The sequence below is a fragment of the Sphingosinicella microcystinivorans genome, assembly GCF_003634215.1.
In the GTDB taxonomy this organism is placed as follows: domain Bacteria; phylum Pseudomonadota; class Alphaproteobacteria; order Sphingomonadales; family Sphingomonadaceae; genus Sphingosinicella; species Sphingosinicella microcystinivorans.
Genome location: NZ_RBWX01000007.1, coordinates 1,624,548 through 1,648,822, shown reverse-complemented (window position 1 = coordinate 1,648,822; position 24,275 = coordinate 1,624,548). Strand labels below are relative to the sequence as shown.

The window sequence follows — 24,275 nt, the reverse complement described above, 5'->3', positions numbered from 1 at the left end:
GTAAGACTCGTGCGGGCGTCCGATCCCGCCGAAGCCGATCTAAAGGAGTGAATTCAAGCGATGCGTCTTGCCGCACCGATCTCGGCCTTCATGCTGGCTTTCGCCGTCCCCGCCGCCGCCAATTACCAGAGCCTCGCGCCCTTCGCGTACTTGAAGGACATGAGCACCGGCGCGGTACTGTTTTCACAGGCCGCCGATCAGCAGATGCCACCCGCCTCGATGGCGAAGATGATGACGACGCACGTCGCCTTCGATCTGGTGAAGCAGGGCAAGCTGAAGCTCGACCAGAAGTTCCGCGTTCGGCCGGAAACATGGGAAAAGTGGCATGGGCCGAAGGCGGGCTCCACGATGTTCCTGTCGGTCAATCAGGAAGTCTCCGTCGAGGATCTGCTGCACGGGATCGTCACGCTTTCCGGCAACGACGCCTGCGTCGTGCTCGCCGAGGGCATTTCGGGCACTGAGGAAGCCTTCGTCGATTTGATGAATGCGGAGGCGAAGAAGCTCGGCCTCAAGGGCTCGCACTTCACCAATTCGAACGGCTGGCCCGATGACCGTCAGGTGGTGACGCCGCACGACCTTGCGATCATCGCGGAGCGGACGATCAAGGACTACCCGGATCTCTACAAGCAGTTCTACGCGGTCGACAGCTTCACCTGGGGTCAAACGATGGGCGGCGCGCCCATCACGCAGCCGAACCGCAACCCCATTCTCGGCAAGGTACGCGGTGCGGACGGCCTCAAGACTGGGCACACCGAGGCGGCAGGCTTCGGCTTCACCGGCTCGGCCGAGCAAGACGGGCGCCGTCTCGTCATGGTCGTCTCGGGCCTCACCTCGTGGGACGAGCGCGTCAAGGAATCGATCCGCCTGATGGAATGGGGCTTCGGCGCTTGGGACGCGAAGCCGATCCTTGCAAATGGCAAGGTTGCCATGCGCGCGCCCGTGTTTCTTGGTGACGCGCCGGACGTTGGCATCACCGCCGCGCCCGGCACGGCGGTTTCGGTGCCCAAGGCAATCGTCTCAGGCGTGGACGCGAAGATCGTTTACGACGGTCCCATTTCCGCGCCGATCGCCAAGGGACAGAAGATCGCCGAACTCGTTCTCACCGTACCGGGCCTTGCCGAGCAGCGCGTGCCGCTCGTCGCCGCCGAAGCCGTGGAGAAGGCGGGCCCGTTCGGTCGCATGATGGCGGCGTTCAGGCACGTGTTCGGCGGCTGAGGCCGCGTGGGCGGGCACTTCATCAGCTTCGAAGGCGGGGAGGGCAGCGGCAAGAGCACCCAGCTCCGCCGCCTCGCCGCACGTCTCTCGGCGCAGGGCGTCACCGTTATCACCACGCGTGAGCCTGGCGGCACGCCCGGCGCGGAAGATATCCGCAGCCTGCTCGTGGAAGGCGAGCCGGGGCGCTGGGACGGCCGCGTCGAGGCGCTGCTGGTGAATGCCGCGCGTGCCGATCATGTGGCGCGGCTCATCCGCCCCGCACTTACCGAGGGCAAGTGGGTGCTCTGCGACCGCTACGTGCACTCGACGCTCGCTTATCAGGGTGCAGCACGCGGGCTCGATGAGGGCGAACTGCGGCATCTCCATGCGTTCGCGACCGGCGACCTGTGGCCGGACCTTACCATCGTGCTCGATGTCGATCCCGCGCTCGGTCTTGCGCGCGCTGCGGGGCGGGCAGGGGGAGAGGCGCGCTTCGAGGGCGAGCCGCCTGCGTTCCACAAGGCTGTGCGCGAGCGGTTTCTGCGTTTCCCCGGTGTCACCGTGATCCCGAGCGATGCGCCCGTCGATGACGTCACCGAGCGTGTCTGGGCCATCGTCGCGGAGCGTTTCGGCCTGTGAGCGGCATCATCGGGCATCAGGCGCAGCAGGAAATGTTTCGCGCGGCATGGGATCAGGGCAAGGTGCACCACGCGTGGCTGCTCACCGGACCGCCCGGCATCGGCAAGGCCAGCGTGGCGCAGGCGCTCGCCCGCTTCGTCCTCACCGATGGTAAGGGGCCGCCGCATCCGGCGCTCGCACTGATCGAGGCCGGCAGCCACCCAGATCTCCGCGTTCTCCAGCGCGGGCTTAACGACCGTGGCGCGCTTCGTGCCGAGATCGTCGTCGAGCAGATCCGCGACCTGCAGTCGCTGTTCCAGTCCAAGCCGGGTCTTGGGGGCTGGCGCGTCGTTGTCGTTGATGCAGCCGACGAGATGAATCGCAGTGCGGCCAATGCTTTCCTCAAGAATCTTGAGGAACCGCCGGAGAAGACTCTGTTCCTTCTCGTCAGTCACAGCCCGGTGCGGCTGCTGCCGACAATCCGCTCGCGCTGCCGCACGCTAAGGTTTCAACCGCTCGCCGATGCAGATGTACGCGCGGTTCTGACGCGCGAACTTGAAGGCAGCAGCGCGGCGGAGGTCGAGGCGCTGGTGCCGCTTGCGGAAGGCTCGCCGGGCCGCGCGCTGCGCTTTGCCGGGCTCGATGTGGGCAAGCTGACTGAGGCGCTTGTCGGGCTCGCGAAGGGGGAGGGGGACGCTATGGCGCTGGCGAGATCGCTTGCCGGAAAGACGGCGCAGGCGCGCTACGAGGCCTTCGTCGAGCTGGTTCCCGCCTTTATCGCCGGCGCGGCGCGTGGGCGCACCGGCGCATCGCTTGCACGCGCGCTTCAGCTGTGGGAGAAGGCCCACGCCCTCGCCGCCGAGGCCGTGCCGCTTGCCTACGATCCGCAGGTTGTCGCGTTCGAACTGGCGGGATACGTGGGCGAACTCGATAACCCCCGGTAGCAGAGCAAGCGCCCCCGCATGAGTGCCAAGCGGAAATTCTACATCACGACCGCCATCTCGTACCCGAACGGCCGCCCGCACATGGGCCATGCCTACGAGGACATCGCGACTGACGTCATCGCGCGTTATCACCGGCTTGCGGGTGACGACGTGTTTTTCATGACCGGCACCGACGAGCATGGGCTGAAGATCGCGCAGGCGGCGCGCAACACCAACACCGATCCGCGCACCTTCGTCGATGGAATGGTCCAGCATTTCAAGGAGATGTGCGCCCGTCTCAACATCAGCCATGATCGCTTCATTCGCACCACTGAACCCGCGCACTACGCATGCGTGCAAGAGCTGTGGCGCCGGATGGAAGCGAACGGCGACATCTATCTCGGCCGCTATGAAGGCTGGTACTCGGTTCGCGACGAGGCCTATTACGACGAGAGCGAGCTTGTTCCGGGTGAGGGCGGCGAGAAGCTGTCGCCGCAGGGCACGCCCGTCGAATGGACGGTTGAGGAGAGCTATTTCTTCCGTCTCTCCAAATACCAGCAGCCGCTGCTCGATCTCTACGAGCAAAACCCGGACTTCATCCAGCCCGCGACGCGCCGCAACGAGATGTTGCAGTTCGTGCGCGGCGGCCTCAGCGACCTTTCGGTCTCACGCACCAGCTTCGATTGGGGCATTCCGGTGCCGGATGCGCCCGGCCACGTCATGTACGTGTGGCTCGATGCGCTCAGTAATTACCTCACCGGTGCTGGCTACCCCGATGAATCCTATACGAAATGGTGGCCCGCCGACGTCCATGTGATCGGCAAGGACGTTGTGCGTTTCCATACCGTATATTGGCCCGCTTTCTTGATGTCCGCGGGCGTCGAGCTGCCGCGCATGGTGTTCGGTCACGGCTTCGTGCTCAACAAGGGTGAGAAGATGTCGAAGTCGCTCGGCAATGTTGTCGAGCCGCTGGCGATGGCGGAAGAGTATGGTGTTGATCAGCTCCGCTACTTCCTGATCCGTGATGTGCCGTTCGGACAGGATGGCAGCTACAGCCACGAGGCGATTGTCACGCGCACGAATGCCGATCTCGCGAACAGCTTCGGCAATCTCGCCCAGCGGACTTTATCGCAGATTTTCAAGAATATGAATGGCGTTCTTCCGGAATCGCTCGATCAGAACGAGGCGGACGCCGCACTGTTGGCGGCGGTCGGGGAGGGCTGCAGGGGTCTTGCGGCAGCGTTCGAATCGTTCGACCTGTCGCGCGGCGTCGAAACCTGGCTCCACGCCGTGTTCGCCTGCAACGCCTATATCGATGCGCAGGAGCCGTGGAAGCTCAAGAAGACCGATCCGGAGCGCATGAAGGTCGTGCTCGGCACGCTGTTCGGCGCGATCCATGATCTTGCAGTCGCGATCTCCCCTGTTATTCCGGCGTCGGCAGCAAAGCTGCTGGATCAGATGGGTGTGCCCGAGGCCGACCGCGATTTCGCCAGCTTCGGCGGCGACTGGTACACGCGTCTAGCCGCGTCCGATTTCCGGCTCGCGGCCCCGCAAGGGGTCTTCCCGCGCTATGTCGATGCGGAACCCGATGCCCATTGATAGCCACTGCCACCTGAACTACCCCGGCCTTGTAGAGGATCAGGCTGGCGTCATTGCCCGTGCCCGGGATGCCGGCGTGTCGGCGATGCTTGCAATCTCCACGCGCAGCAGCGAGTGGGATGACGTTGTTCGCATCGCCGAAGGCACAAGCGACATCTGGGCGAGCGTCGGCGTTCATCCGCACGAGGCGGACAGCGAGGATATCGAGAAGACGCGCCTCATCGCGGCAACGCATCACCCACGCGTCATCGGCATCGGAGAAACCGGGCTCGATTATTATTACGACAAGAGTGACCGCGATCGTCAGCGTGAGAGCTTCCGCCGTCACATCGCCGCGGCGCGCGAGACCGGCCTGCCGGTAATCGTCCACACGCGCGAAGCGGAAGCCGACACGCTGGAGATCATGGAGAGCGAACTGGGGAAGGGGGCCTACAGCGCGGTTATCCACTGCTTCACCGCGAGCGCGGCCTTCGGACGCAAAATGCTGGACCTCGGCTTCTACATTTCGATATCCGGCATCGTCACGTTCAAGAACGCCGCTGATCTTGCTGAATTTGCAACGGAAATTCCCGAGGATCGGCTGCTCGTCGAAACCGATGCCCCGTTCCTCGCGCCCGTGCCGAAGCGCGGCAAGACCTGCGAGCCGGCGTTCGTCACGCACACCGCCGCCTTCCTCGCCGAAAAACGTGGTGTCCGCTACGAAGACCTGGACCGCACGACGAGCGCCAACTTCTACCGCCTGTTTTCGAAAGCTGCGGCGTGAAGGTCACCGTCCTTGGAAGCGGCACGTCGAGCGGGGTGCCCCGCATCGGCAACGATTGGGGCCTCTGCGATCCGAATGAGCCGAAGAACCGCCGTCGCCGCGTCTCCGTGATGGTCGAGGCTGAAGGTCACGTCATCATCATGGACACGAGCCCGGATCTTCGCGAACAGCTGCTGAGCGCGAACGTCTCGCGCATCGACGCCGTGCTCTACACGCACGATCACGCCGATCATGCCCATGGTATCGATGACTTGCGCCAGATATTTCACATCATGCGCAAACCCGTCGACTGCTATGCGACGGCGGACACATGGCGCGTCCTCAAGGCACGCTTCGACTATATATTCTCGGGTGGCCTTGGTTATCCGCCGAGCTGCGTGGCGCACGAACTCGGCGCGAAGTTCACTGTCGGTCCGATGACGGTGACGCCGTTCGAGCAGGTCCACGGCCCCATCCGCTCCACCGGCTTCCGCGTCGATCACGCTGGCCACTCAATGGCCTATTCGACCGATATCAGCGATCTCACGCTCTCTGCCGACAATGCCGTGAAAGGCGTCGATCTCTGGGTCGTAGACGCCCTCCGCCGCAAGCCGCATCCCACGCACAGCCACCTCGATCGTACCTTGTCGTGGATATCCCGCCTGCGCCCGCGCCGCGCGATCCTCACCCACATGGACAACACGATGGATTATGCAAGCCTTGCCAAGGTCTTGCCGCCGGGTGTTGAGCCGGGATACGATATGCTGACGGTGGAGCTTTAGGCGCATGTTCGAAGGACTGAGCTCGGGCGAGACGGCGGCGCTCATCAGCTCGGTGGGCTTCGCTGTCCTCATCCTGATGAGTCTCATTCCGCGCCTGCGCGAAATCGGTACGGCGAAAACAGTGAAAATGGCGCTCTCGTGGGTGCTGATCTTCGGCGGTCTGATTTTCCTTACCACGCAGTGGCCCCATATTCGCGGCGCGCTCGATCCCGCATCCCCGCGCACCCAGGGCGAGGAGATGCTGCTTACCGCGCGTGAGGACGGGCATTTCTACGTACGCGGTACGATCAACGGCGCGGACGTGCTGTTCATGGTGGATACCGGTGCCACGGATATCGTGCTCACCATGGAAACCGCCGCGCGTGCCGGTTTCAGCCCCGATACGCTGCGCTTCGACGGCATGGCCCAAACCGCGAACGGCAGTGTCCGCACCGCTGGGGTCCGGCTTGGCGAACTCACGATCGGTTACGTCACGCTGCGCGACATGCCCGCTAGCGTCAATGAAGGCGCGCTCAACAACAACCTTCTGGGGATGCGCTTCCTGCGCACGCTGAAGAGCTGGCGCGTCGAAGGCGAGACCCTGATCCTGCGACCCTGAAGGCCTAGCGTTAACGTCTGCGCTTGCGCCGCCTGCGCGCCCTCAGACGTGCCATGCCTTCCCGCCAGCGCACGCGCAGCCCGCGCTTGTTCAGCGGTTCGAAAAAGCCTTCAGCCTTCTCGGGATCGAGCAGTTCGTTATCGGCAATGAACTGGTCGAACGGTCCCGGCTTTTCGAGGTCGAGCAAATCCAGCGTCTTGCCGGGCGCGCGTAGCGCCTCGATCGCGTCCACAAGCGATCCCGTTTCCGCAAATCGCGCTGCGAAAGCCTCCGGTGTCACGTCCAGATGCTCGGCCAGAAGGCGTGTGCGTAGCGCAGCGATTGCTGGCGGTGTGCCGGCGTTGGCGGGGAGGGCGGCATCGATGATGACGTCACATTCGCTGTCTAGCCCCATCGAGCGGTTGTTGAGGTTCGCGGAGCCGATCTTGAGCAGCCGATCGTCAACGATTGCGACCTTGGCGTGCACATAGATGTCCGTGCCGCCGCGGGTGACTGGCACGTAAATGCGGAAGCGGTTGCGTCGATCCACCTTGGCGATGGCACGTGCGAGCTGAACGCGCGCGGCGTCCATGGCTTTCTGTTCCAGCCAGCCGTCGGCGCAGCGCGGCATCACCACAACGATTTCGAGCGCATCTGTCTCCTTCATGCGTGCCGCTATGGCGGCGGCGATCCTGCCGGAGGTCAGATACTGGTTCTCGATATAGATGAAGCGCTGTGCGGCTGCGATCATGTCCAGCCACAGAGCCTCGATCTCGCGGACTTCGTCGCAGTCGCGCCAGGCTGAGCGCGTGCGTGCGATCGCGATGTCCACGTCGCGGAAATCGACAGACGCGTCCGCCGGCCAGTGGTCGTGGTCGTCCTCCACCGGCGGCAGTTCATGATGCGTCGCGTGCTGCCAGCGGTCTCGGCCGAGGTCGGCGAGCGCACGCGCGGCGGCCCCGTCCAGCATCATGGTGACGTCATGCCACGGGCCGTAAGGCTTGCCGTCCGGCAGCTTTCGCCGGGCGTCGTCGTCAGCGTGAGCGTTGGTGTCCCAGCGTGCGCACGAAATGTCGATGCCGCCGCATACCGCGAAACGCTCGTCGATCACCACGATCTTCTGGTGGTGGCTGCATCCTATGGGGTGGAAGCTATCGAAGCGGAAATCGATCGCGCGGGTCAATTGCCAGCGCAGCAGCATCCACGCCGCGCGCGGCCGCAGGAACTGCTTCAGCGCGCCGAAGCCCCATTTCAGGATGTCGATTTGCCGCGCGGGGTTTTCGTGCGCCAGCCGCAGGAAGAAATGCCCCAGGCTCTCGCCCTGGCCGCTCTCATCCGGCTCCAGTGTGATGCGCGTGTCGAAATCCCAGCCGATGATCAGGATACGGCGCCGCGCTGCGAGCATGGCTTCGCGCACGTAATGGTAATAGTCGGCGGCGTCCACGACGGCAGACGCGCGTCCGGCCCGCTCGATGCGCCAGCAATTGCGCCCTGCGGCGACAACGGGGGCGAGGGAAGGGTCACCGCCCTGCTCTTCGTTTACCATTTGTTCTCCGGCTGTAAACCAGTCGCCCCGTACATGCGATCCGCAGCGTTAACGCAAAACCGGGCGTTCGGCTCCCACATTCGCGGCGGAAAGCTCCGGACGTTGATCTGGATCAAGGAAAACTCGCCAGAGGCCCGGTTGATCGTTTGCATGAGCGAATCCGGCACGAGCACGACACCATACGACAGTCTTGGCGGAGAAGCCGCCGTCAGGCGCTTCGTCGACCGTTTCTACGATCTCATGGAAAGCGAGCCCGAGTATTCCGCGCTGCGCGCGATGCATGCGCCGGATCTGGCGCCAATGCGCCGATCGCTCGCGGGATTTCTCACGGGCTGGCTCGGCGGACCGCGTCAATGGTTCGAAGAGAATGTCGGCGTCTGCGTGATGTCGGCACACGCCGCGCTACCGATCACCGCAGAGACATCGCGACAGTGGACGGACGCCATGGCGCGTGCGCTTACCGAGAGCAATATCGACGCCGACCTTGCGGCCCGAATGAACGATGCCTTTGAGAAAATGGCCGGGGGTATGTCCCGAATGGCGGCCAACCGCGATAATTGATTTAACATAATATATATTATCGTTTCAACAAATCGATAACCGCAGAGACATTCCCATCCCTGCTCGGTCAGCCCTTCTAGACGTCTCCATAAGCACAGAGCTTGATATGATCGACCCGCGCGACGGGTCGGATGGTTTTGCAGGCGCGCACCTTTTGGAAATATTGGCGCAGTTCTTCCCACTGTTCGCCCTTGCTAGGCATGAGCCTGTCCATCAACTCAATCAACCGCCCTTCACGATGCGCTGCCGCTAGCAGCACCGATGCAATGTGGATGTTCGGCATGACCCGCAACTCATCCTCAAACTTTGAGTCGACAGAAAATCTTGCTCCCGCGCTGTAAAGAGTCACGGCATTCATTTCCGCTTTGCGCTGCTCGTCATCGGCCCAGGCCTTATCGCGCGGCGTATCGCGCCCCCGGCGTTGAAGCGCATGACGGATCGCGGCGTAAAGCGGTCGCCCATTACCTGGGGTGTCAGCCGTGGCAATGTTGCCATTAGCAGTACGATCCAGCTCTTCCTTGGAGGCCATACCATTTGGAGAAGCGCCCTTGCTGAGCAGGTATTCCACCATTTTGACGTCATCGTGCGCAACTGCCGAAAGCGCCTGATGTGTGCGGGGATTTGAAAAATTCAGCCCGTGACCGAAGAGCCATTGCGCAATCGCAATCCGTTTCTCGCTACTCTCGGTCACGCTCATGGCAGCCGATAAAGGGGAATCAAACCACTTGCGCCCATTCGGATGAGTATCATGGACGCGGCCGTTTATGTCGGCTCCGGCGGCAAGCAGGCGTTCTGCGTTCTCAAGTTTTCCGCGTCGCAGCGCTGCAAGAAACGCCGCTGTTATTGCATCGCGGGTTTGCGGATCGCGGTCTGAAAAATCCTTGAGCGCTTCGGTAAGCGCTGCGGTCTCACCCTGCTGCGCTATGCGAAACAACACTGCCGGTTCACCCGGACATCGCGGGTCTTGAACAGCGGCGACAGGCATTCCCTTGCGGTAGCGTTCCTCGCAATAGGTTGCGGGCCGGCACCCCGTGATCTCCTGAAAGCGAGGCTGTGCAGCAAGTATGCGATTGTAGGCTTTCATCTTTTCGGGAGGAGCGGTCGAGAAGCTCATCTGTCCGCAAGCATCACGGATATCGGACACATATGTGCCGCCGCGTTTGTCTATGGGATACTTGCCATTGGGGCAGAATACGCCCGGTACATCCTGCGCCCAGTAGCCGTAGACCGTGAACGGCCGGAGGTCACCCCGTGTAATATTTTCTTTTGCCTCTCGTTCCGGATCGGAGAGACCGATCGTACGGCACATTGCAATCGCCGGGTATCCCTTCGGATTTAAAGGCGTTGCCCGCGCCGCGTTCGGGATATTCAGCCAAACTTCCACGCTGAAAATCATTGCCTGACCGATACGCGTAGACAGCAAAAGCACGGAGCCCAGAAAGAGCGTCAAGACAACGCCAAGAAATATGGCCCCGTAGTTAGGTTTCATGTCGAACTGCCCTGCCAACACATAGCACGATATTGCAAGTAAACCCGGTTTGCTAAGTTTTTGCTTATTCGCGCTCTGCGCTCGTGCGATTTCGCCCCTTTCCTGAACCTGCCAATCCCGCTAGCGCCTGCATATGATCGAAACCGCCGCCGAAGCTTTCGCCCGTCTCGCTGACGTCATGCGCGCGCTGCGTGATCCGGTGAGCGGCTGTCCGTGGGACATCGAGCAGGATTTCGCATCCATCGCACCGTACACGATCGAGGAAGCTTACGAAGTTGCCGATGCCATCGCGCGCGGCGACATGGCCGATCTCAAGGGCGAACTCGGCGACCTTCTTCTGCAGGTTGTTTACCATTCGCAGATGGCGTCCGAGGCGGGCCATTTCTCGCTTGCCGACGTGACCGCGGCGATCGCCGACAAGATGGTCCGTCGCCACCCGCACGTCTTCGGTGACGCCAGCATCGCCGATGCAGACGCCCAAACGGCGGCATGGGAAGATCAGAAGGCTGGCGAGCGCGGCAATCAGGGCGCGCTCGCCGGCGTGGCACTCGGCCTTCCCGCGCTTATGCGTGCGCAGAAGCTGCAGCGCCGCGCCGCACGCGTCGGTTTCGATTGGCCGGACGCGTCAGGTCCGCGCGCCAAGATCGATGAGGAACTCACCGAGGTCGAGACGGCGGACGATGCGTCGCGCTCCGGCGAAGTCGGTGATCTGCTGTTCGCGGTCGTCAACTACGCGCGGCATCTCGGCATCGATGCCGAGGAAGCACTGCGCCAGGCCAACGCCAAGTTCGAACGCCGCTTCAACGGCGTAGAAGCGATGGCCGGCAAGTCTTTGCCCGGTATGGATATCGATGCCCTCGAAGCGCTGTGGCAGCAGGTAAAGGCATCGGAGCGTTAAGGAAGCGCCAGAAAGCGGGATCTGTCCTCGTCGCTGATCCGCACCTGCAGTTCCACGGTCTCGCCCTTCGCACGGCGCTTCAGCACCAGGCCATTGTTTTCCAGCCATGCCAGCCGCTTGCCGTCGCCGGCGCCTACGACGAAGCTGTGAACGCGCGCATCGCGCAGCAGCGTGTCTGAAATGAGTTTGCGGAGGTCGTCGACCCCTTCCCCGCTCACCGCCGAGAGAAGAACGCTATTGGGCGCGGCCGCCTGTTCGAGCGCGGCCTTGCGGCTTTCCGTATCGAGGAGGTCGGACTTGTTGAGCGCTTCGATGATCGGGCGCCCGCCATCAGGGTCGACACCGAGTTCGGTGAGCACGTCGATGACGTCACGCTTCTGCGCCTCGGTTTCCGGGTGCGCGACGTCGCGGACGTGGACGATGATGTCCGCGTCGAGCACCTCTTCCAGCGTGGCGCGGAACGCCGCGACGAGCATCGTCGGCAGTTCTGAGACGAAACCGACCGTGTCGGAAAGGATCGCCTTGTCGATGCCGGGCAGTGCGATGGCGCGCATCGTGGGATCGAGCGTTGCGAACAGCAGGTCTTTCGCCATCACCGATGCGCCAGTTAGCCGATTGAAAAGCGTGGATTTTCCTGCGTTTGTATAGCCGACGAGCGCGATCACCGGATATGGCGCCTTCTTCCGCTGGCGGCGCTGCAGCCCGCGTGTGCGGGTTACTTCGCCGAGGTCCTTGCGCAGCCGTGCCATGCGTTCGCGGATCAGGCGGCGGTCGGTTTCGATCTGAGTTTCGCCCGGGCCGCCGAGGAAGCCGAAGCCGCCGCGCTGGCGCTCAAGGTGTGTCCACGAGCGTACGAGGCGGCTGGCCTGATAACCGAGGTGGGCAAGCTCCACCTGCAAGCGCCCTTCCCGCGTGGCGGCCCGCTCCCCGAAGATTTCCAGGATGAGGCCGGTGCGGTCGATCACTTTGGTACCGGTGCCGGTTTCGAGGTTGCGCTGCTGCAGCGGCGTCAGCGCACCGTCCACCACGGTCAGCTCCGCGCCGGTTTCTTTCGCAAGCTCGGCGATGGCTTCGACCTGCCCCGCGCCGATCAGTGTTGCCGGGCGCGGGTCGCGGACACGAAGGATGCGCGTCGCCACCACGTCGAGCGTGATCGCGCCGGCAAGGCTTTTCGCTTCCTGAAGTCGCGCTTCGGCATCGCGGCGCACGGATGTATCGCGGCGCACGATGTCAGGCACGACGACAAGCGCCTTCGTGCCCATGCTGACGCCGCGCACGTCGTCGTGCGCTCCGAAGCTGTGGAACTGCTTACGCCGTCTGCCCCCGGCTTGCGGCGGCGTACCGGCGTCAGGGTCGGTCAATCGTCGTCGCCGTCTTTCTCGGGCTCAAACAATTGAACGGGGCTTGCCGGCATGATCGTGGAAATCGCGTGCTTGTAAACAAGCTGCGAATGACCGTCACGGCGAAGCAGAACCGAAAAATTATCGAACCAGGTGATGACACCCTGCAGTTTTACGCCGTTTACGAGAAACATCGTCACCGGCGTCTTGCTCTTACGGACCGCGTTCAGGAACACGTCCTGCAAGTTATTGGCCTTGTCTGCCATGTCCCCCTCGAATCCTTTTACACTGCGCCCGATTGCCGTAGGCGCGGGCACACTATTTGGGGGTCAGGCGCTTCCCGTCAAGTGTCGGAATTTACTTCGTCGTCTGCTTTTCCGGGATCGGAGAGGCCAAGCGCCTTCAGCTTTCGGTGCAGCGCGGAGCGTTCCATGCCGATAAATACTGCCGTTCGAGAGATGTTTCCCGAAAAACGACGAATTTGGACGCGCAGATACTCCCGTTCGAACGATTCGCGCGCCTCTCGCAGCGGCGTCCCCATGATCGATCGCACCGCTTCATTTGGCATCAGCTTCGCCGGTTCGGCGATGATCTCGGAGGGCAGCATGTCCACCTCGATGCGGTGGGTGCGCTCGGGGGGGATCAGGATCAGCGTGCGCTCGATGATGTTCCGGAGCTGACGGACGTTGCCCGGCCAGTCGTAGGTTTGCAGCGCAGCCATGGCGTCGTCGCTGAGTCGGGGCGTCGGAATCCGCCGCTCCGCCGAGAGTTTCGCAAGGAAGTAATCGGCGAGCTCGCCGATATCCTCGCGGCGTTCCGAAAGCGGCGGCAGGTGTACGGGGACGACGCTGAGACGGTAGAACAGGTCTTCGCGGAATCGCCCGGCGGCGATTTCGCTGGCAAGATCGCGCGAGGTGCTGCTGACGACGCGCACGTCCACCTTCACGCTGCGCGCGCCGCCGACGCGCTGGAACATCTGCTCGGTGAGCACGCGGAGGATGCGGGCCTGCGTCGCGAGCGGCATATCGGCGACTTCATCAAGGAACAGTGTGCCGCCATGTGCCTGCTCGAAGAGGCCGATGCGCACGGGCTGGCCGTCTTCCTCGACGCCGAACAGCTCCTCCTCGAAACGGTCCGGGTGGAGGCGCGCGGCGGCCACGACCACGAACGGCCCGTTCGCGCGCGGAGACCACTGGTGCAGCAGACGCGCGGCCACCTCTTTGCCGGAGCCCGGCGGGCCGTCGATCAGGACGCGGCTGCCGGTTGCCGCAACGCGCTTCAGCGTCGCGCGAACGCCGTTGATCATCGCGGAAGAGCCTGTGATTTCACCCTCGATGCCGGCGCGCGAGCGCAGCTCCTCGTTCTCGCGGCGCAGCCGTTCCGCCTCGGTTGCGCGCTCCACAGTGTGGATCAGCTGGTCCGCCTGAAACGGCTTCTCAATGAAGTCGTAGGCCCCGCGCTTGATCGCCGCGACCGCTGTCTCGACGTTGCCGTGGCCGGAGATCATGATCACGGGAAGTCCCGGATTGCGCTGCTTCACGACCTCCAGAAGCTCGATGCCGTCGAGCTTCGATCCCTGCAGCCAGATATCGAGCACGAGCAGGCTCGGCAGGCGCTCGCTGAGCGCAGCGAGTGCACTGTCGCTGTCCCCTGCCGTGCGCGTTTCATAGCCCTCGTCATCGAGGACACCTGCGATCAGTTCCCGGATATCGGCTTCATCGTCGACGATCAGAATATCAAGCGCCACACATCTACCTTTGCTGAACTGCGACTTTTTCCGGAATACCCGGTTCCTGCGTGATATGGGCCTGCAGGGCGGCCAGATCGAAACTCATCACGGCGGAGGCGCCGCCGCCTTCCGCATCGCGCAGATCGAGCACGCCGTCGTGCTCCTCCACGATCTTCTTGACGATCGCGAGGCCAAGGCCGGTGCCCTTCACGCGCGTCGTCACATAAGGTTCGGTCAGCCGGTCGCGTTGATTTGCGGGAAGGCCGATGCCGTTGTCCGTCACCGTCACAACCAGCGTTTCCGGTTCGCCGAGGCGCGCGGTGAGCCTGATGCGGCCCTGTACGTCTCCATCCTTGCAACGCGCCGCAACCGACTCGGCTGCATTCTTGAGGAGGTTGGTGAGCGCTTGCGCGATCTGACGGCGGTCGCAAATAAATGCCGGCAGATCAGGCGCGATTTCCATCTCATAGTCGAAATCGCTGTGTGCGACCTCTTGAAGGAAGATGGCTTGCCGCGCGATGTCGAGGAGCGATTCTGTCCTGAAGACCGGCTTGGGCATCCGCGCAAAGGACGAGAATTCGTCCACCATCTGACGAAGGTCGCCCACCTGCCGCACAATCGTCTCGGTGAGGCTGCGGAACGTGTCCCCCCCCTCCTCGATCTTGTTGCCATAGCGCCGCTGTAGCCGCTCGGCAGAGAGCTGGATCGGGGTGAGCGGGTTCTTGATTTCGTGCGCGATGCGCCGCGCCACGTCCGCCCACGCGGCACGCCGCTGGTCGGCAAGCTGCTGCGTGATGTCATCGAAGGTGATCACATAGCCCTGGCTGCCACCCGAAACCCCGCCCATGCGCACGAGCAGCGTCTGCACGTCGTTGCCGCGCGCGATGCGTACTTGGCCCGATGCCTGCCCAGAGGTGCGCGTTTCCTCCAAAAGCACCGAAAACTCCGGTACCGCCTCTTCGATGGTCATGCCGCCGAGCGCGTCTTCGCTCATTTCGAGGAGATCTGCGGCGGAATGGCTCACAAGGCGGATATGTCCGTCCTCATCGATGGAGATGACGCCTGCGGACACGCTGGAAAGGACCGCCTCGGTGAACTGGCGCCGCGCATCGAGCTGTTCGTTCGCCGAAACGAGCGCACTGGTCTGCGCCTGCAATTGCCGCGTCATGCGGTTGAAGGTGCGCGCGAGCGTGCCGACCTCGTCCGGGCTGTTGCGAACGGGAACGCGTGCGGCAAGGTCGCCAGCCCCCACCTTCTCGGCTGCGCGCACAAGCCTGCCGATGGGTGCGACCAGCCGGTTGGCGAGCCACAGCGCTGAAAGGATGGCGGCGGCAAGGATCAGCAGCGCGATCACGAACAGCGCAAGGTTGAACTGCCACTGCAGGCTCTTCGAGCGCGCGAGCAGTGCATCATACTCGTTCATCGCGCCTTCGGCTCGCTGCGCAGACTGGAGCACGGCGGGATCGACGCTGCGGCTGACGTAAACGTAGCGTTCGAGCAGTGGGTCTATGCGGACGATCGCCTCAACACGGTCCGATGCGGTTGCGAGCACGCTCGCCCGGCCCGATCGTGCCCGTGCGATGTCCGTGGGCAGGATGCGCTGCGCAAGCGGCGTGCCGGTCATGCCCACCGATGCGTAGATATGGTAATCCTCGCCGTTCAGCGTGAAGACGCTCGCCTCGGTCAGGTTGCGCGCCGCGACCTGAAACGCAAGCCCGTCTGCGAACCCGGCGGAATCGACGCCGTAACTGTTCGCATACTCATAAACGTCCGTCCCCATGGCCTCGATGTCCGCCACGATGCGCTGGCGGTTCTCCGCGACATAGGAATGCGCGACCTGCTCGGCGTTTTGCAGCACTGTGCGGGCATTGTCCGAAAACCAGAACTGGGTTCCGAACTGGAAAAGCAGCGAGGCGAACACCACGACGAGCAGCGTCGGGATCGCCGCGATGGCCGAAAACAGCGCCACCATGCGCACGTGCATCCGCGCCCCGGCAAGGCCGCGACGCCGGTTCACCCGCAGGATCACGAAGCGGCGGCCGATCAGCACGAGCAGCGCCATCAGAGGTACGAGGTTCGCAACAAGCAGGATCGTGCGCCCCGAAGGCGTGTTGGCGGCGGTGAAGAACGTGTCGGTCAACGCGAAATAACTCGCGCAGCCGACGGCAACGGCGATCAGCCCCAGCGCGATTTCAAGGCGCGGATAGAGATCGACGCGCGACACCCAGCGGCTTATGCGGCGACGCAGCCTCCGATGCGGCGTTGCTGGCTTCACGGATGTGGTCGCAGACATACGGATGGAGCTTTAACCACTTTGCCTGTTGCCGCAAATACACAGTAGCGGCGGTGCGGTAACAATTTTTGGATGACTTCAGCCTGAACGGCCGACCGGCGGGCCCGCAGGACGCAGCGCCACGGCATCGATGCCGCGATCGTTCAGCTTCTTTCGCAGCGTGTTGCGGTTGATGCCCAGCAGTTTCGCCGCCCGGATCTGGTTGCCGCGCGTCGCCGCAAGGCTCAGCAGCAGCAGCGGCTTTTCGAGTTCCGCGAGGACGCGTTCATAAAGCCCATCCGGGGGCAGATCGTCGCCGAACGTATCGAAATAGCGCGCGAGGTGCGCTTCGACCGAACCCGCAAGACCGCGATTGTCGCTTTCCGCACGTCCGGCGGGAACACGCTCGCTGCGGAGCGCCTCTTCAACGCTCGACGCGGAAATGACGTCAGAGCGTTCGAGCGCCGCGAAGCGCCGCATCAGATTTTCAAGCTCGCGGACGTTGCCCGGCCAATCGTGCGCCTGAAGGCGCAGGATCGCCTCGGGTTCGAGGGTTTTCGCCGGCAGCCCTTCCACCTCGGCGCGGCGCAGGAAGTGGGTCGCAAGCTCGGCGATGTCGTCGACGCGGCTCCTGAGCGGTGGAAGATGCAGCGGCACCACGTTCAGCCGGTAGAACAGGTCTTCGCGGAACAGCCCGGCGTCGACAAGGCGGCGCAGGTCCTTGTTCGTCGCGGAAACGATGCGGATGTCGGCCTTGATCGGCCTCATGCCGCCAACGGTCGTAAACTCGCCGGACTGGAGCACGCGTAGTAGCCGCGTTTGCGCCTCCATCGGCATGTCGCCGATCTCGTCGAGGAACAATGTGCCGCCCTGCGCCTGTTCGAAGCGTCCGATCGCGCGGGCTTGCGCGCCTGTGAAGGCGCCGCGTTCGTGGCCGAACAGCTCGGATTCGATGAGTTCGCGTGGGATCGCCGCCATGTTGACGGCAACAAACGGCCCCGTCCGCCGGGAACCGAGGTCGTGCAGCGCCTTCGCGACGAGTTCCTTGCCGGTGCCGGATTCGCCGAGGATAAGCACGGTGAGGTCGGTGGGCACGACACGCGCGATCGTGCGGTACACCTCCTGCATCGCAGAAGAACGCCCGATGAGCGGCAGGCCGTCCCCTTCCTCTTTCGCCGCCGCTTTGCGTGCGGGCGCCTGCGACTGTTCGAGTGCTGAAGAAACAGCGGCTGAGAGTTTGTTGATATCAAAGGGCTTGGGCAGGTATTCGAATGCACCGTTTTCTGTTGCGCGCACTGCCGTCGCCAGCGTGTTCTGCGCGCTCATCACGATCACAGGGAGGCCGGGGCGGCGCGCGAGGATGCGCGGCACAGCATCGAGTCCATCAGCGTCGGGCAGCACGACATCGGTAATCACCGCGTCCCCCACCCCTGCCTCGATCAGTTGCCAGAGGCCCGCGACCGTGTCCGTCGTGCGCACCTCATGGCCCGCGCGCACGAGTACCTGACGTACGACCGTGCGGATTGCGGCGTCGTCGTCGGCGACGATGATCGTACCGGTGCGGCTCACTGGCTGCCCGCCGTTGGCAGCAGCACGCGGAAGATCGTGCGCGGTGGGTGGTTCTGCCGGTCGTATTCGATGAGCCCGCCATGATCGCCGACAAGTTTCGCGACGAGCGCGAGGCCGAGGCCCGTGCCGCCCGGCTTTGTCGAGACGAACGGATCGAAAAGATGTTCGGCGACGTCAACCGGCGCGCCGGGGCCGTCGTCGATCACGCAGACTTCGATGGGTACGGACATGCGCCGTTTGGAGCCTTTCACCGCCACTTTAAGGCCGTGTCGATAGGCGCTGCGGAGGCGTATCTTGCCCTTGTTTCCCGTGGCTTCGCTGGCGTTCTTCACGAGATTGACGAATATCTGGATCAGCGCATCGCGGTCGCCGTCCACATCCGGCAGCGAAGGGTCATATTCCTCCTCGAACTCCACATCGCGCGCAAAGCCGTGTTCGGCGAGGCGGCGGACGTGGCCGAGGATCAGGTGGATATTTTCCGGCTGGCGCTTCAGCGGCCGCGTGTCGGTGAATTCCTCCATCGAGTCGATCAGCGTGCTTATGCGATCGACTTCGGTGCAGATAAGATCGGTCAGTTCCGGGTCGCCGTCCTGTGCCAGAAGTTGCGCGGCGCCGCGAATGCCAGAAAGCGGGTTCTTGATCTCGTGTGCCAGCATCGCTGCCACGCCCACGGCGGTTTTCGCCGCACCCACCTGTTCGCGTTGGCGGTTCACCATGGTCGCTGCCGCCCGGCGCTGGAACACCAGGGTGGACCAGCCGGGCGAATCCGGCACGGGCGAAACCAGCAGGTCCGCCGTGATGCGCCGTCCGCCGATGAATGCGATCTCAAGGTCGTAAGCGGCGAATTCGCCCCCGGTGGCGACCGCCTCGAACAGAACCGCGCGCACCGCGCTGTCTTCGGGGAAAATGGCGCCCCAGCCGCGGTCGACGAGCGCGAGCTCGCTGAGGTTGAACATGTCCTCGGCGGCGGTGTTCATGCGCGAAGGCGCACCGTCGGCGTCGATGAGAACAATGGGGATCGGCAGGCTGGCGAGCAGGTCGTCGGCGGATGGCGGCGGCACCAGCGGAACCGCGGGCACGGTGGCCATATCAGGCTGCCGCCCGGGCGAGCCAGGGCGCGTAGAATTCGCGGAGCATCGCCTTCACGCGAGCCGGATCACCGACCTGGTTGACGCTGTTCCGGAACTCGGCCGAGCCGTGCATTCCCTTGGTGTACCAGCCGATATGCTTGCGCGCGAGGTTGACGCCCGTATCGGTGCCATAAAGGTCCAGCATCATCTCATATTGTTCGAGGATCAGGTGATACTGCTCCTCGATCGTCGGCGCCTTGAAGCGATGGTCGCACAGATCTGCCATCACCTCGCCGAGCAGCCACGGGCGGCCATAAGCCCCCCGCCCCACCATCACCGCGTCCGCGCCGGATTGTTCAAGCGCAGTGCGCGCGTCTTCGACCGAGCAGATATCGCCGTTCACGACCACCGGCAGCGACACGGCGTTCTTTACGTTGCGCACGAATGCCCAGTCGGCGCTCCCCGAATACATCTGGTTGCGCGTGCGCCCGTGCACCGTGATCATCTTCACGCCGAGGTCTTCGGCGATGCGCGCGAGTTCGGGTGCATTGAGGCTGCCGTGGTCCCATCCCATGCGCATCTTCAGCGTTACCGGCAGATCGACCGCCTTCACCGTCGCATCGATCAGCGAGGCGGCAAGCTTCAGGTCGCGCATCAGCGAAGAACCGGCGTGACCGTTGACGATCTTCTTCACCGGGCAGCCCATGTTGATGTCGATGATCGCCGCGCCGCGATCGGCGTTCAGTTTCGCCGCTTCGGCCATGATGCCGGGTTCGCAGCCGGCGAGCTGCATGGAGATCGGCTCTTCTGAAGGATCCCACGCCGCCTTCTGCAGCGACTGGCGCGTTTCGCGCACCATCGCCTGGCTCGCGATCATTTCGGTCACGGTGAGGCCCGCGCCAAAACGCTTCACGACCTTGCGGAACGGCAGGTCGGTGACGCCGGTCATCGGCGCCAGGATAACCGGCTGGTCGATTGTCACCGGTCCGATCGAGATTGGCTTCAGTTTCGGCACTGTCTTCGGCTGCCCAAAAATAAGGCACGGCGCATAGCCCAAGCAGGGCTGTTCGGCAAGCACAGCCTGCGCTAAAGGCCGCGCCCATGAACGAACCGTCAAGGGTCGCTGCGATCGTCGTTGCCGCCGGGAGAGGCTCCCGCGCGGGCGAAGGCGTGCCGAAACAATACCGGGCCCTGGCGGGCCAGCCGGTGATCCGCCGTTCGCTTGCTGCGCTCGCGAGTCACCCGCGCGTCGGCCAGGTCGTGGCTGTGATCCACCCGGATGACACCGCAGCCTTTTCGGACGCCGCGCAGGGACTCGGCACGCTGCCGGTTCCCGGCGGCGCGACGCGGCAGGAATCGGTGCATCGCGGTCTCGAAGCGCTTGCAGATTTTGCCCCCGACCTTGTCCTGATCCACGACGCGGCCCGCCCCCTCCTCTCGCATGACGTCATCGACCGGCTGCTGGATGCGCTCGCCGAAAATGAAGGCGCCGTCCCCGCCCTCCCCGTGGTCGACAGCCTTCGCACCGGCGAAACCCACGCCGACGGCGAGGTTGACCGCAGTCGCCTGAAGCGCGTCCAGACTCCGCAGGCGTTTCGCTACGCCGCGATCCGTTCTGCCCATGCCGACGCCGCTCCGGACGCGACTGATGACGTCGCGGTTGCGCTCGCTGCCGGACTGCGCATCGCGTTCGTGGAAGGCGACGAAAAGCTCGCCAAGCTCACGTACCCTGCGGACTTCGCGCGTGCTGAAGCTTTGCTCGGTGCCGGGCGGGTGACGCGCGTGGGGCAAGGCTTCGATGTCCACCGCTTCGGACCGGGCGATCACGTATGGCTTTGCGGTGTAAAGGTTCCACACGACCACGGCCTCGTCGGCCACAGCGACGCTGACGTCGGCCTCCACGCGCTGACCGACGCCCTGCTCGGCGCCGCGGCAATGGGCGACATCGGCGATCATTTTCCGCCGAGCGATCCCAAGTGGCGCGGCGCTCCGTCGGATCAGTTTCTGATCCACGCCCGCGACCTCATCCTCGCCCGGAGCGGTATCATCGATCACGTGGATGTCACGCTCATCTGCGAAACGCCCAAGGTCGGTCCGCATAGGGAGGCTATGCGGCAGCGCGTGGCCGGACTGTTGCGGCTGCCAGTCGAGGGGGTTAGCATCAAGGCTACAACGACAGAGAAGCTCGGCTTCACGGGACGCAGGGAAGGCATTGCGGCCCAGGCAACTGCTTCTGTTCGGCTCAGCACGGTGGAGATCAAATGAAACGTCCAGCCCTGATCCTGGCCTTGGCGAGCCTTGCGGTTTCCAGTGCACATGCCGAAACCGGCGAGACGTGCATGAACCAAACGCAGGCACTCGCCTTTTCCGATTTCCTGCTCGCGACCGTCGCGCCGATCGTCGCGGAACAATGCGGCACCGGCCACGCTGCGGTTTCGCCGGCGATCGTCGCCGCACAACCACAGCTTCGCACACGCTTCAAGGCGCGCGGAGATGCGGCTTGGCCGGTGGTGCTCGATCATTTTCTGGGTCAGCAGGAAGACAAGGCCGTTGCCGATGAGATGCGCAAGCAGAGCGATGCCATGCGGCCGCTTGTGGCAAGCGTGACCGCGAGCGCAATCATCAAGGACATGTCGGCAAGCGACTGTGCTATGGCCAACGATCTCGTAGACGCCTTGCTGCCCTTGCAGGACGCGCAGATTGCGCGCCTTGTCACGGCCTTCATGCGTATTGGTGCCGGTAAATCCACGTCCGGCCCTCAACTTTGCCCATTGGGAGCAAAAGAGTGACGTTTTTTGAGGAAGATATCATCGCGCTGGCACGCCGCGTGGTGGAACTGAATGCTGCCGCGGGACGCAAGGTCGTGCTTGCCGAATCCTGCACTGGAGGGCTCGTGTGCGGTGCGATCACGGAGATCCCCGGCTCTTCGGCCGTGCTGGAGCGTGGCTTTGTGACCTATTCGAATGAAGCGAAGACGGCGCAGCTCGATGTGCACGGCGACGTGCTCGAAACCTTCGGCGCGGTTTCCGTTGCGACCGCCTGGGCGATGGCGCAGGGCGCGCTTGCGCACAGCGAGGCGGATGTTGCCGTGGCGATCACGGGCATCGCGGGGCCGGACGGAGGGTCGGAATCGAAACCCGTGGGAACGGTGGTCTTCGCCCGCGCGATCCGCGACGCGGACCCGGAAGATGTTGTTGCGGACATGAGGCAGTTCGGCGACCTCGGCCGCACGGGTATCCGGCTTCAGGCCGTGCGCTGCGCGCTCGAACTGCTGCTGCCCGAGGGCGCCTCCGCCGCATAGACCTTGGCGGCGCGCGTTTCGAACGCCGTCACCATCTTGCGGAAGGCTTCGTGGAAGTATGCCCCGGCGAGACCGTTCAGGATCGATTGCCGGAACGCGAAATCGACGTGGAAGTCGACTTCCGTGCCGCCACCCACAGCCTTGAAACGCCAATCGTTGTAGAGAAACTTCAGCGGCCCCGAGACATAGTCGATGTGGATATGGTGCGGTCTGTCCAGCACCACGCGGCTGGTAAAGGTCTCCCGGAACACCTTGAAGCCGACGACCATGTCGGCGACCATTTCCGCGTCGCTGCGCGACTTGACGCGCGTCGCGATCACCCAGGGCAGAAACTCGCCATAGCTGCCGACATCGGCGACGAGATCAAAGAGCTGTTCCGGTGTGTACGGAAGAACCCGGACCTCGCGATGTTCAGGCATCGGCGCGTTGATGCTTTGCGAGGCGCGCGGCCTTCAGCTTCGCGAAGTCGTCGCCCGCATGATATGAGGAGCGCGTGAGCGGCGATGCCGCAACGAGCGCGAAGCCCTTGGCGCGGCCAAGCGACGCGTAAGACTTGAACGTGTCCGGCGTCACGAAATCGATCACTTTCGCGTGGCGCGGCGTTGGCTGCAGATATTGGCCGATCGTCAGGAAATCGATGTCGGCCGAGCGCATGTCATCCATTACCTGATGGATTTCCAGCCGCTCTTCGCCGAGCCCGACCATCAGGCCGGATTTGGTGAAGATCGTCGGGTCGAGCGTCTTCACGCGTTCGAGCAGGCGCAGCGAGTGGAAGTAGCGCGCGCCGGGCCGGATCGTCGGATAGAGCCTCGGCACGGTTTCGAGGTTGTGGTTGTAAACGTCGGGCCGTGCGTCGACGATGCGCTTCACCGCCTCGTCCGCCTTGTTGCGGAAGTCCGGCGTCAGGATTTCGATCGTGGTATTTGGCGCGCGGCGACGCAGCGCCTCGATGACGCGCACAAACTGCGTGGCGCCGCCGTCCGCAAGGTCGTCGCGGTCGACGCTGGTGATGACGATATGCTCAAGGCCAAGTTCGGCGGCGGCGGTCGCGACGTGTTCGGGTTCAAGCGGATCGACCGGATTCGGCATACCAGTCTTCACGTTGCAGAAGGCGCAGGCGCGCGTGCACGTGTCGCCCAGAATCATCACGGTCGCGTGCTTCTGCGTCCAGCACTCGCCGATGTTCGGGCACGCGGCTTCTTCGCACACCGTGTTGAGGCCGAGGTTCCGCATCAGCTTGCGTGTCTGCGCAAAACCGACACTCGTCGGCGCTTTCACGCGCAGCCAGTCCGGCTTGCGGGTGCGGATAGGAGAAGCGGGTGCGGGGTCAGCGTCTGCCATGCGCGCCTAGATAGCGGCGACAGCCGCATAATCCAACCGTCAGTTCTTGCATGGCAGGCATGAACGGGTTAGCCGCATTTCCATGTCTGGCTTCGATGAACTGATCGACGGCTACCGCCGGTTTCGCGGCGGCGCCTATATCGCCCAAAAGGCTCGCTACGACGCGCTTCGTTCGAGCCAGAGTCCGAAAACCATGATCATTTCCTGCTCCGACAGTCGTGTCGACCCGGCGATGATCTTCGATGTCGGGCCGGGCGAAATCTTCACGGTGCGCAACGTCGCCAATCTGGTGCCGCCGTTCGAGCTGGGCGGCGGTCGCCACGGCGTCTCAGCTGCGCTGGAGTTCGCCGTGACCCAACTCGAGGTCGAGAACGTCGTCGTGATGGGGCATGGCGGCTGCGGCGGCGTGCAGGCCGCGCTCACCAGCAAGTTCAAGGGTGCTCCGGCCGGCGCGGGCGGCTTCATCGCGCACTGGATCGATCTTCTCGACGAGGCCCGCGACCGCATCCTTCACGAACACGGCGGCCGCATGGACCGCGATGTCGAGTACGCGCTGGAACTGGAGGCCGTGAAGGTCTCCCTGCAGAATCTGCGGACCTTCCCGTGCATTCCGGAGCGCGAGGCTGCAGGCAAGCTGAAGCTGATCGGCGCCTATTTTGCGATCCGCGACGGCGTTCTGCATGTCCTCGACGAGGCCGCCGGCACGTTCTCACCGGCGGCCTGA

The 24,275-nt window shown here is 63.7% G+C and carries 23 protein-coding genes and 1 pseudogene; 13 read left to right on the top strand and 11 right to left on the bottom strand.

Annotation, left to right across the window (positions count from 1 at the left end):
• The first annotated feature begins 60 nt into the window (after positions 1-60).
• Genes DFR51_RS07835 through DFR51_RS07805 form a run of 7 tightly spaced genes read left to right on the top strand, consistent with a single transcriptional unit; the run spans position 61 to position 6,456 of the window.
• Positions 61-1,215, top strand: coding sequence for a D-alanyl-D-alanine carboxypeptidase family protein (locus DFR51_RS07835; protein WP_121048887.1), 1,155 nt, complete (start codon positions 61-63; stop codon positions 1,213-1,215).
• Positions 1,216-1,221: 6 nt separating this feature from the next.
• Positions 1,222-1,833 (top strand): dTMP kinase, encoded by a 612-nt coding sequence (gene tmk / locus DFR51_RS07830; RefSeq protein WP_121048884.1) that lies wholly within the window; start codon positions 1,222-1,224, stop codon positions 1,831-1,833.
• Positions 1,830-2,756 (top strand): DNA polymerase III subunit delta', encoded by a 927-nt coding sequence (locus DFR51_RS07825; protein ID WP_121048881.1) that lies wholly within the window; start codon positions 1,830-1,832, stop codon positions 2,754-2,756. The genes tmk and DFR51_RS07825 overlap by 4 nt, the downstream gene beginning before the upstream one ends.
• Before the next feature lie 18 nt (positions 2,757-2,774).
• Positions 2,775-4,334, top strand: a complete 1,560-nt coding sequence (gene metG / locus DFR51_RS07820) for a methionine--tRNA ligase (RefSeq protein ID WP_121048878.1) — start codon at positions 2,775-2,777, stop codon at positions 4,332-4,334.
• Positions 4,324-5,097, top strand: coding sequence for a TatD family hydrolase (locus tag DFR51_RS07815; RefSeq protein WP_121049959.1), 774 nt, complete (start codon positions 4,324-4,326; stop codon positions 5,095-5,097). Before metG ends, DFR51_RS07815 begins: the two co-directional genes overlap by 11 nt.
• Positions 5,094-5,858, top strand: coding sequence for an MBL fold metallo-hydrolase (locus DFR51_RS07810; protein ID WP_121048875.1), 765 nt, complete (start codon positions 5,094-5,096; stop codon positions 5,856-5,858). Before DFR51_RS07815 ends, DFR51_RS07810 begins: the two co-directional genes overlap by 4 nt.
• 4 nt (positions 5,859-5,862) lie before the next feature.
• A complete protein-coding gene (locus tag DFR51_RS07805) occupies positions 5,863-6,456 on the top strand; it encodes a retropepsin-like aspartic protease family protein (RefSeq protein WP_121048872.1) in 594 nt (197 codons plus the stop codon).
• Positions 6,457-6,466: 10 nt separating this feature from the next.
• Here DFR51_RS07805 and DFR51_RS07800 read toward each other — a convergent pair whose 3' ends face one another.
• The gene (locus DFR51_RS07800; RefSeq protein WP_121048870.1) at positions 6,467-7,981 is read right to left on the bottom strand and encodes a phospholipase D-like domain-containing protein; all 1,515 of its coding nucleotides are present in this window, start codon (positions 7,979-7,981) and stop codon (positions 6,467-6,469) included.
• A 150-nt stretch (positions 7,982-8,131) separates the two neighbouring features.
• Between DFR51_RS07800 and DFR51_RS07795 the strand changes: the two genes are divergently transcribed.
• Positions 8,132-8,542, top strand: coding sequence for a group II truncated hemoglobin (locus tag DFR51_RS07795; RefSeq protein ID WP_121048867.1), 411 nt, complete (start codon positions 8,132-8,134; stop codon positions 8,540-8,542).
• A gap of 76 nt (positions 8,543-8,618) precedes the next feature.
• Here DFR51_RS07795 and DFR51_RS07790 read toward each other — a convergent pair whose 3' ends face one another.
• Positions 8,619-10,031, bottom strand: coding sequence for an ankyrin repeat domain-containing protein (locus tag DFR51_RS07790; RefSeq protein ID WP_126494780.1), 1,413 nt, complete (start codon positions 10,029-10,031; stop codon positions 8,619-8,621).
• Positions 10,032-10,164: 133 nt separating this feature from the next.
• On the opposite strand from DFR51_RS07790, the gene mazG reads away from it, so the two are divergent.
• Positions 10,165-10,929, top strand: coding sequence for a nucleoside triphosphate pyrophosphohydrolase (gene mazG / locus DFR51_RS07785; RefSeq protein WP_121048861.1), 765 nt, complete (start codon positions 10,165-10,167; stop codon positions 10,927-10,929).
• Here the strand turns inward: mazG and hflX are convergent.
• From hflX to dusB, 7 genes and pseudogenes are all read right to left on the bottom strand, one after another.
• Complete coding sequence (hflX, locus tag DFR51_RS07780; RefSeq protein WP_121049956.1) at positions 10,926-12,191, bottom strand: GTPase HflX; 1,266 nt, start codon at positions 12,189-12,191, stop codon at positions 10,926-10,928. The two genes, mazG and hflX, sit on opposite strands and share 4 nt — an antisense overlap.
• A 104-nt stretch (positions 12,192-12,295) precedes the next feature.
• A pseudogene (hfq, locus tag DFR51_RS07775) lies at positions 12,296-12,535 on the bottom strand (RNA chaperone Hfq); the annotation flags it as partial.
• 77 nt (positions 12,536-12,612) lie between these two features.
• Positions 12,613-14,016, bottom strand: a complete 1,404-nt coding sequence (ntrX, locus tag DFR51_RS07770; RefSeq protein ID WP_121048855.1) for a nitrogen assimilation response regulator NtrX — start codon at positions 14,014-14,016, stop codon at positions 12,613-12,615.
• A 4-nt stretch (positions 14,017-14,020) separates the two neighbouring features.
• Positions 14,021-16,291, bottom strand: coding sequence for a sensor histidine kinase NtrY-like (locus DFR51_RS07765; RefSeq protein ID WP_121048852.1), 2,271 nt, complete (start codon positions 16,289-16,291; stop codon positions 14,021-14,023).
• A 78-nt stretch (positions 16,292-16,369) separates the two neighbouring features.
• Positions 16,370-17,839 (bottom strand): nitrogen regulation protein NR(I), encoded by a 1,470-nt coding sequence (ntrC, locus tag DFR51_RS07760; protein WP_121048849.1) that lies wholly within the window; start codon positions 17,837-17,839, stop codon positions 16,370-16,372.
• Positions 17,836-18,927, bottom strand: a complete 1,092-nt coding sequence (locus DFR51_RS07755) for a two-component system sensor histidine kinase NtrB (RefSeq protein WP_121048846.1) — start codon at positions 18,925-18,927, stop codon at positions 17,836-17,838. Before DFR51_RS07755 ends, ntrC begins: the two co-directional genes overlap by 4 nt.
• Before the next feature lies 1 nt (position 18,928).
• Positions 18,929-19,924: a tRNA dihydrouridine synthase DusB gene (gene dusB, locus DFR51_RS07750; RefSeq protein ID WP_121049953.1), complete on the bottom strand. Its 996-nt coding sequence runs from the start codon at positions 19,922-19,924 to the stop codon at positions 18,929-18,931.
• An 86-nt stretch (positions 19,925-20,010) separates the two neighbouring features.
• Here dusB and DFR51_RS07745 point away from each other — a divergent pair, with 86 nt between their 5' ends.
• The 3 genes from DFR51_RS07745 to DFR51_RS07735 are packed head-to-tail and all read left to right on the top strand — an operon-like array spanning position 20,011 to position 22,210.
• On the top strand, positions 20,011-21,174 hold the full coding sequence (locus tag DFR51_RS07745) for a bifunctional 2-C-methyl-D-erythritol 4-phosphate cytidylyltransferase/2-C-methyl-D-erythritol 2,4-cyclodiphosphate synthase (protein WP_121048843.1): 1,164 nt from the start codon (positions 20,011-20,013) through the stop codon (positions 21,172-21,174).
• Positions 21,171-21,698: a hypothetical protein gene (locus DFR51_RS07740; protein ID WP_121048840.1), complete on the top strand. Its 528-nt coding sequence runs from the start codon at positions 21,171-21,173 to the stop codon at positions 21,696-21,698. The genes DFR51_RS07745 and DFR51_RS07740 overlap by 4 nt, the downstream gene beginning before the upstream one ends.
• Complete coding sequence (locus DFR51_RS07735) at positions 21,695-22,210, top strand: CinA family protein (protein WP_174234225.1); 516 nt, start codon at positions 21,695-21,697, stop codon at positions 22,208-22,210. Before DFR51_RS07740 ends, DFR51_RS07735 begins: the two co-directional genes overlap by 4 nt.
• On the opposite strand, the gene DFR51_RS07730 is transcribed toward DFR51_RS07735, so the two are convergent.
• Together DFR51_RS07730 and lipA are read right to left on the bottom strand one after the other, a co-directional pair.
• Entirely contained in the window at positions 22,153-22,629 is a 477-nt protein-coding gene (locus DFR51_RS07730) for a type II toxin-antitoxin system RatA family toxin (protein ID WP_121048837.1), read from the bottom strand. The two genes, DFR51_RS07735 and DFR51_RS07730, sit on opposite strands and share 58 nt — an antisense overlap.
• Positions 22,622-23,551: a lipoyl synthase gene (gene lipA, locus DFR51_RS07725; protein WP_121048834.1), complete on the bottom strand. Its 930-nt coding sequence runs from the start codon at positions 23,549-23,551 to the stop codon at positions 22,622-22,624. The genes DFR51_RS07730 and lipA overlap by 8 nt, the downstream gene beginning before the upstream one ends.
• Positions 23,552-23,633: 82 nt before the next feature.
• Here lipA and DFR51_RS07720 point away from each other — a divergent pair, with 82 nt between their 5' ends.
• Positions 23,634-24,275 carry a carbonic anhydrase gene (locus DFR51_RS07720; RefSeq protein ID WP_121048830.1) on the top strand — a complete coding sequence of 214 codons (642 nt, stop codon included), beginning with the start codon at positions 23,634-23,636 and terminating at the stop codon, positions 24,273-24,275.

Bases quoted from the DNA above. Each gene is read 5' to 3' on its own strand.
- DFR51_RS07835 (WP_121048887.1), top strand. From the start codon at position 61: ATGCGTCTTGCCGCACCGATCTCGGCCTTCATGCTGGCTTTCGCCGTC.
- metG (WP_121048878.1), top strand. From the start codon at position 2,775: ATGAGTGCCAAGCGGAAATTCTACATCACGACCGCCATCTCGTACCCG.
- DFR51_RS07815 (WP_121049959.1), top strand. From the start codon at position 4,324: ATGCCCATTGATAGCCACTGCCACCTGAACTACCCCGGCCTTGTAGAG.
- DFR51_RS07805 (WP_121048872.1), top strand. From the start codon at position 5,863: ATGTTCGAAGGACTGAGCTCGGGCGAGACGGCGGCGCTCATCAGCTCG.
- DFR51_RS07800 (WP_121048870.1), bottom strand. From the start codon at position 7,981: ATGGTAAACGAAGAGCAGGGCGGTGACCCTTCCCTCGCCCCCGTTGTC.
- DFR51_RS07795 (WP_121048867.1), top strand. From the start codon at position 8,132: ATGAGCGAATCCGGCACGAGCACGACACCATACGACAGTCTTGGCGGA.
- DFR51_RS07790 (WP_126494780.1), bottom strand. From the start codon at position 10,031: ATGAAACCTAACTACGGGGCCATATTTCTTGGCGTTGTCTTGACGCTC.
- mazG (WP_121048861.1), top strand. From the start codon at position 10,165: ATGATCGAAACCGCCGCCGAAGCTTTCGCCCGTCTCGCTGACGTCATG.
- hflX (WP_121049956.1), bottom strand. From the start codon at position 12,191: ATGGGCACGAAGGCGCTTGTCGTCGTGCCTGACATCGTGCGCCGCGAT.
- DFR51_RS07765 (WP_121048852.1), bottom strand. From the start codon at position 16,291: ATGTCTGCGACCACATCCGTGAAGCCAGCAACGCCGCATCGGAGGCTG.
- DFR51_RS07755 (WP_121048846.1), bottom strand. From the start codon at position 18,927: ATGGCCACCGTGCCCGCGGTTCCGCTGGTGCCGCCGCCATCCGCCGAC.
- DFR51_RS07745 (WP_121048843.1), top strand. From the start codon at position 20,011: ATGAACGAACCGTCAAGGGTCGCTGCGATCGTCGTTGCCGCCGGGAGA.
- DFR51_RS07740 (WP_121048840.1), top strand. From the start codon at position 21,171: ATGAAACGTCCAGCCCTGATCCTGGCCTTGGCGAGCCTTGCGGTTTCC.
- DFR51_RS07730 (WP_121048837.1), bottom strand. From the start codon at position 22,629: ATGCCTGAACATCGCGAGGTCCGGGTTCTTCCGTACACACCGGAACAG.
- lipA (WP_121048834.1), bottom strand. From the start codon at position 23,551: ATGGCAGACGCTGACCCCGCACCCGCTTCTCCTATCCGCACCCGCAAG.
- DFR51_RS07720 (WP_121048830.1), top strand. From the start codon at position 23,634: ATGTCTGGCTTCGATGAACTGATCGACGGCTACCGCCGGTTTCGCGGC.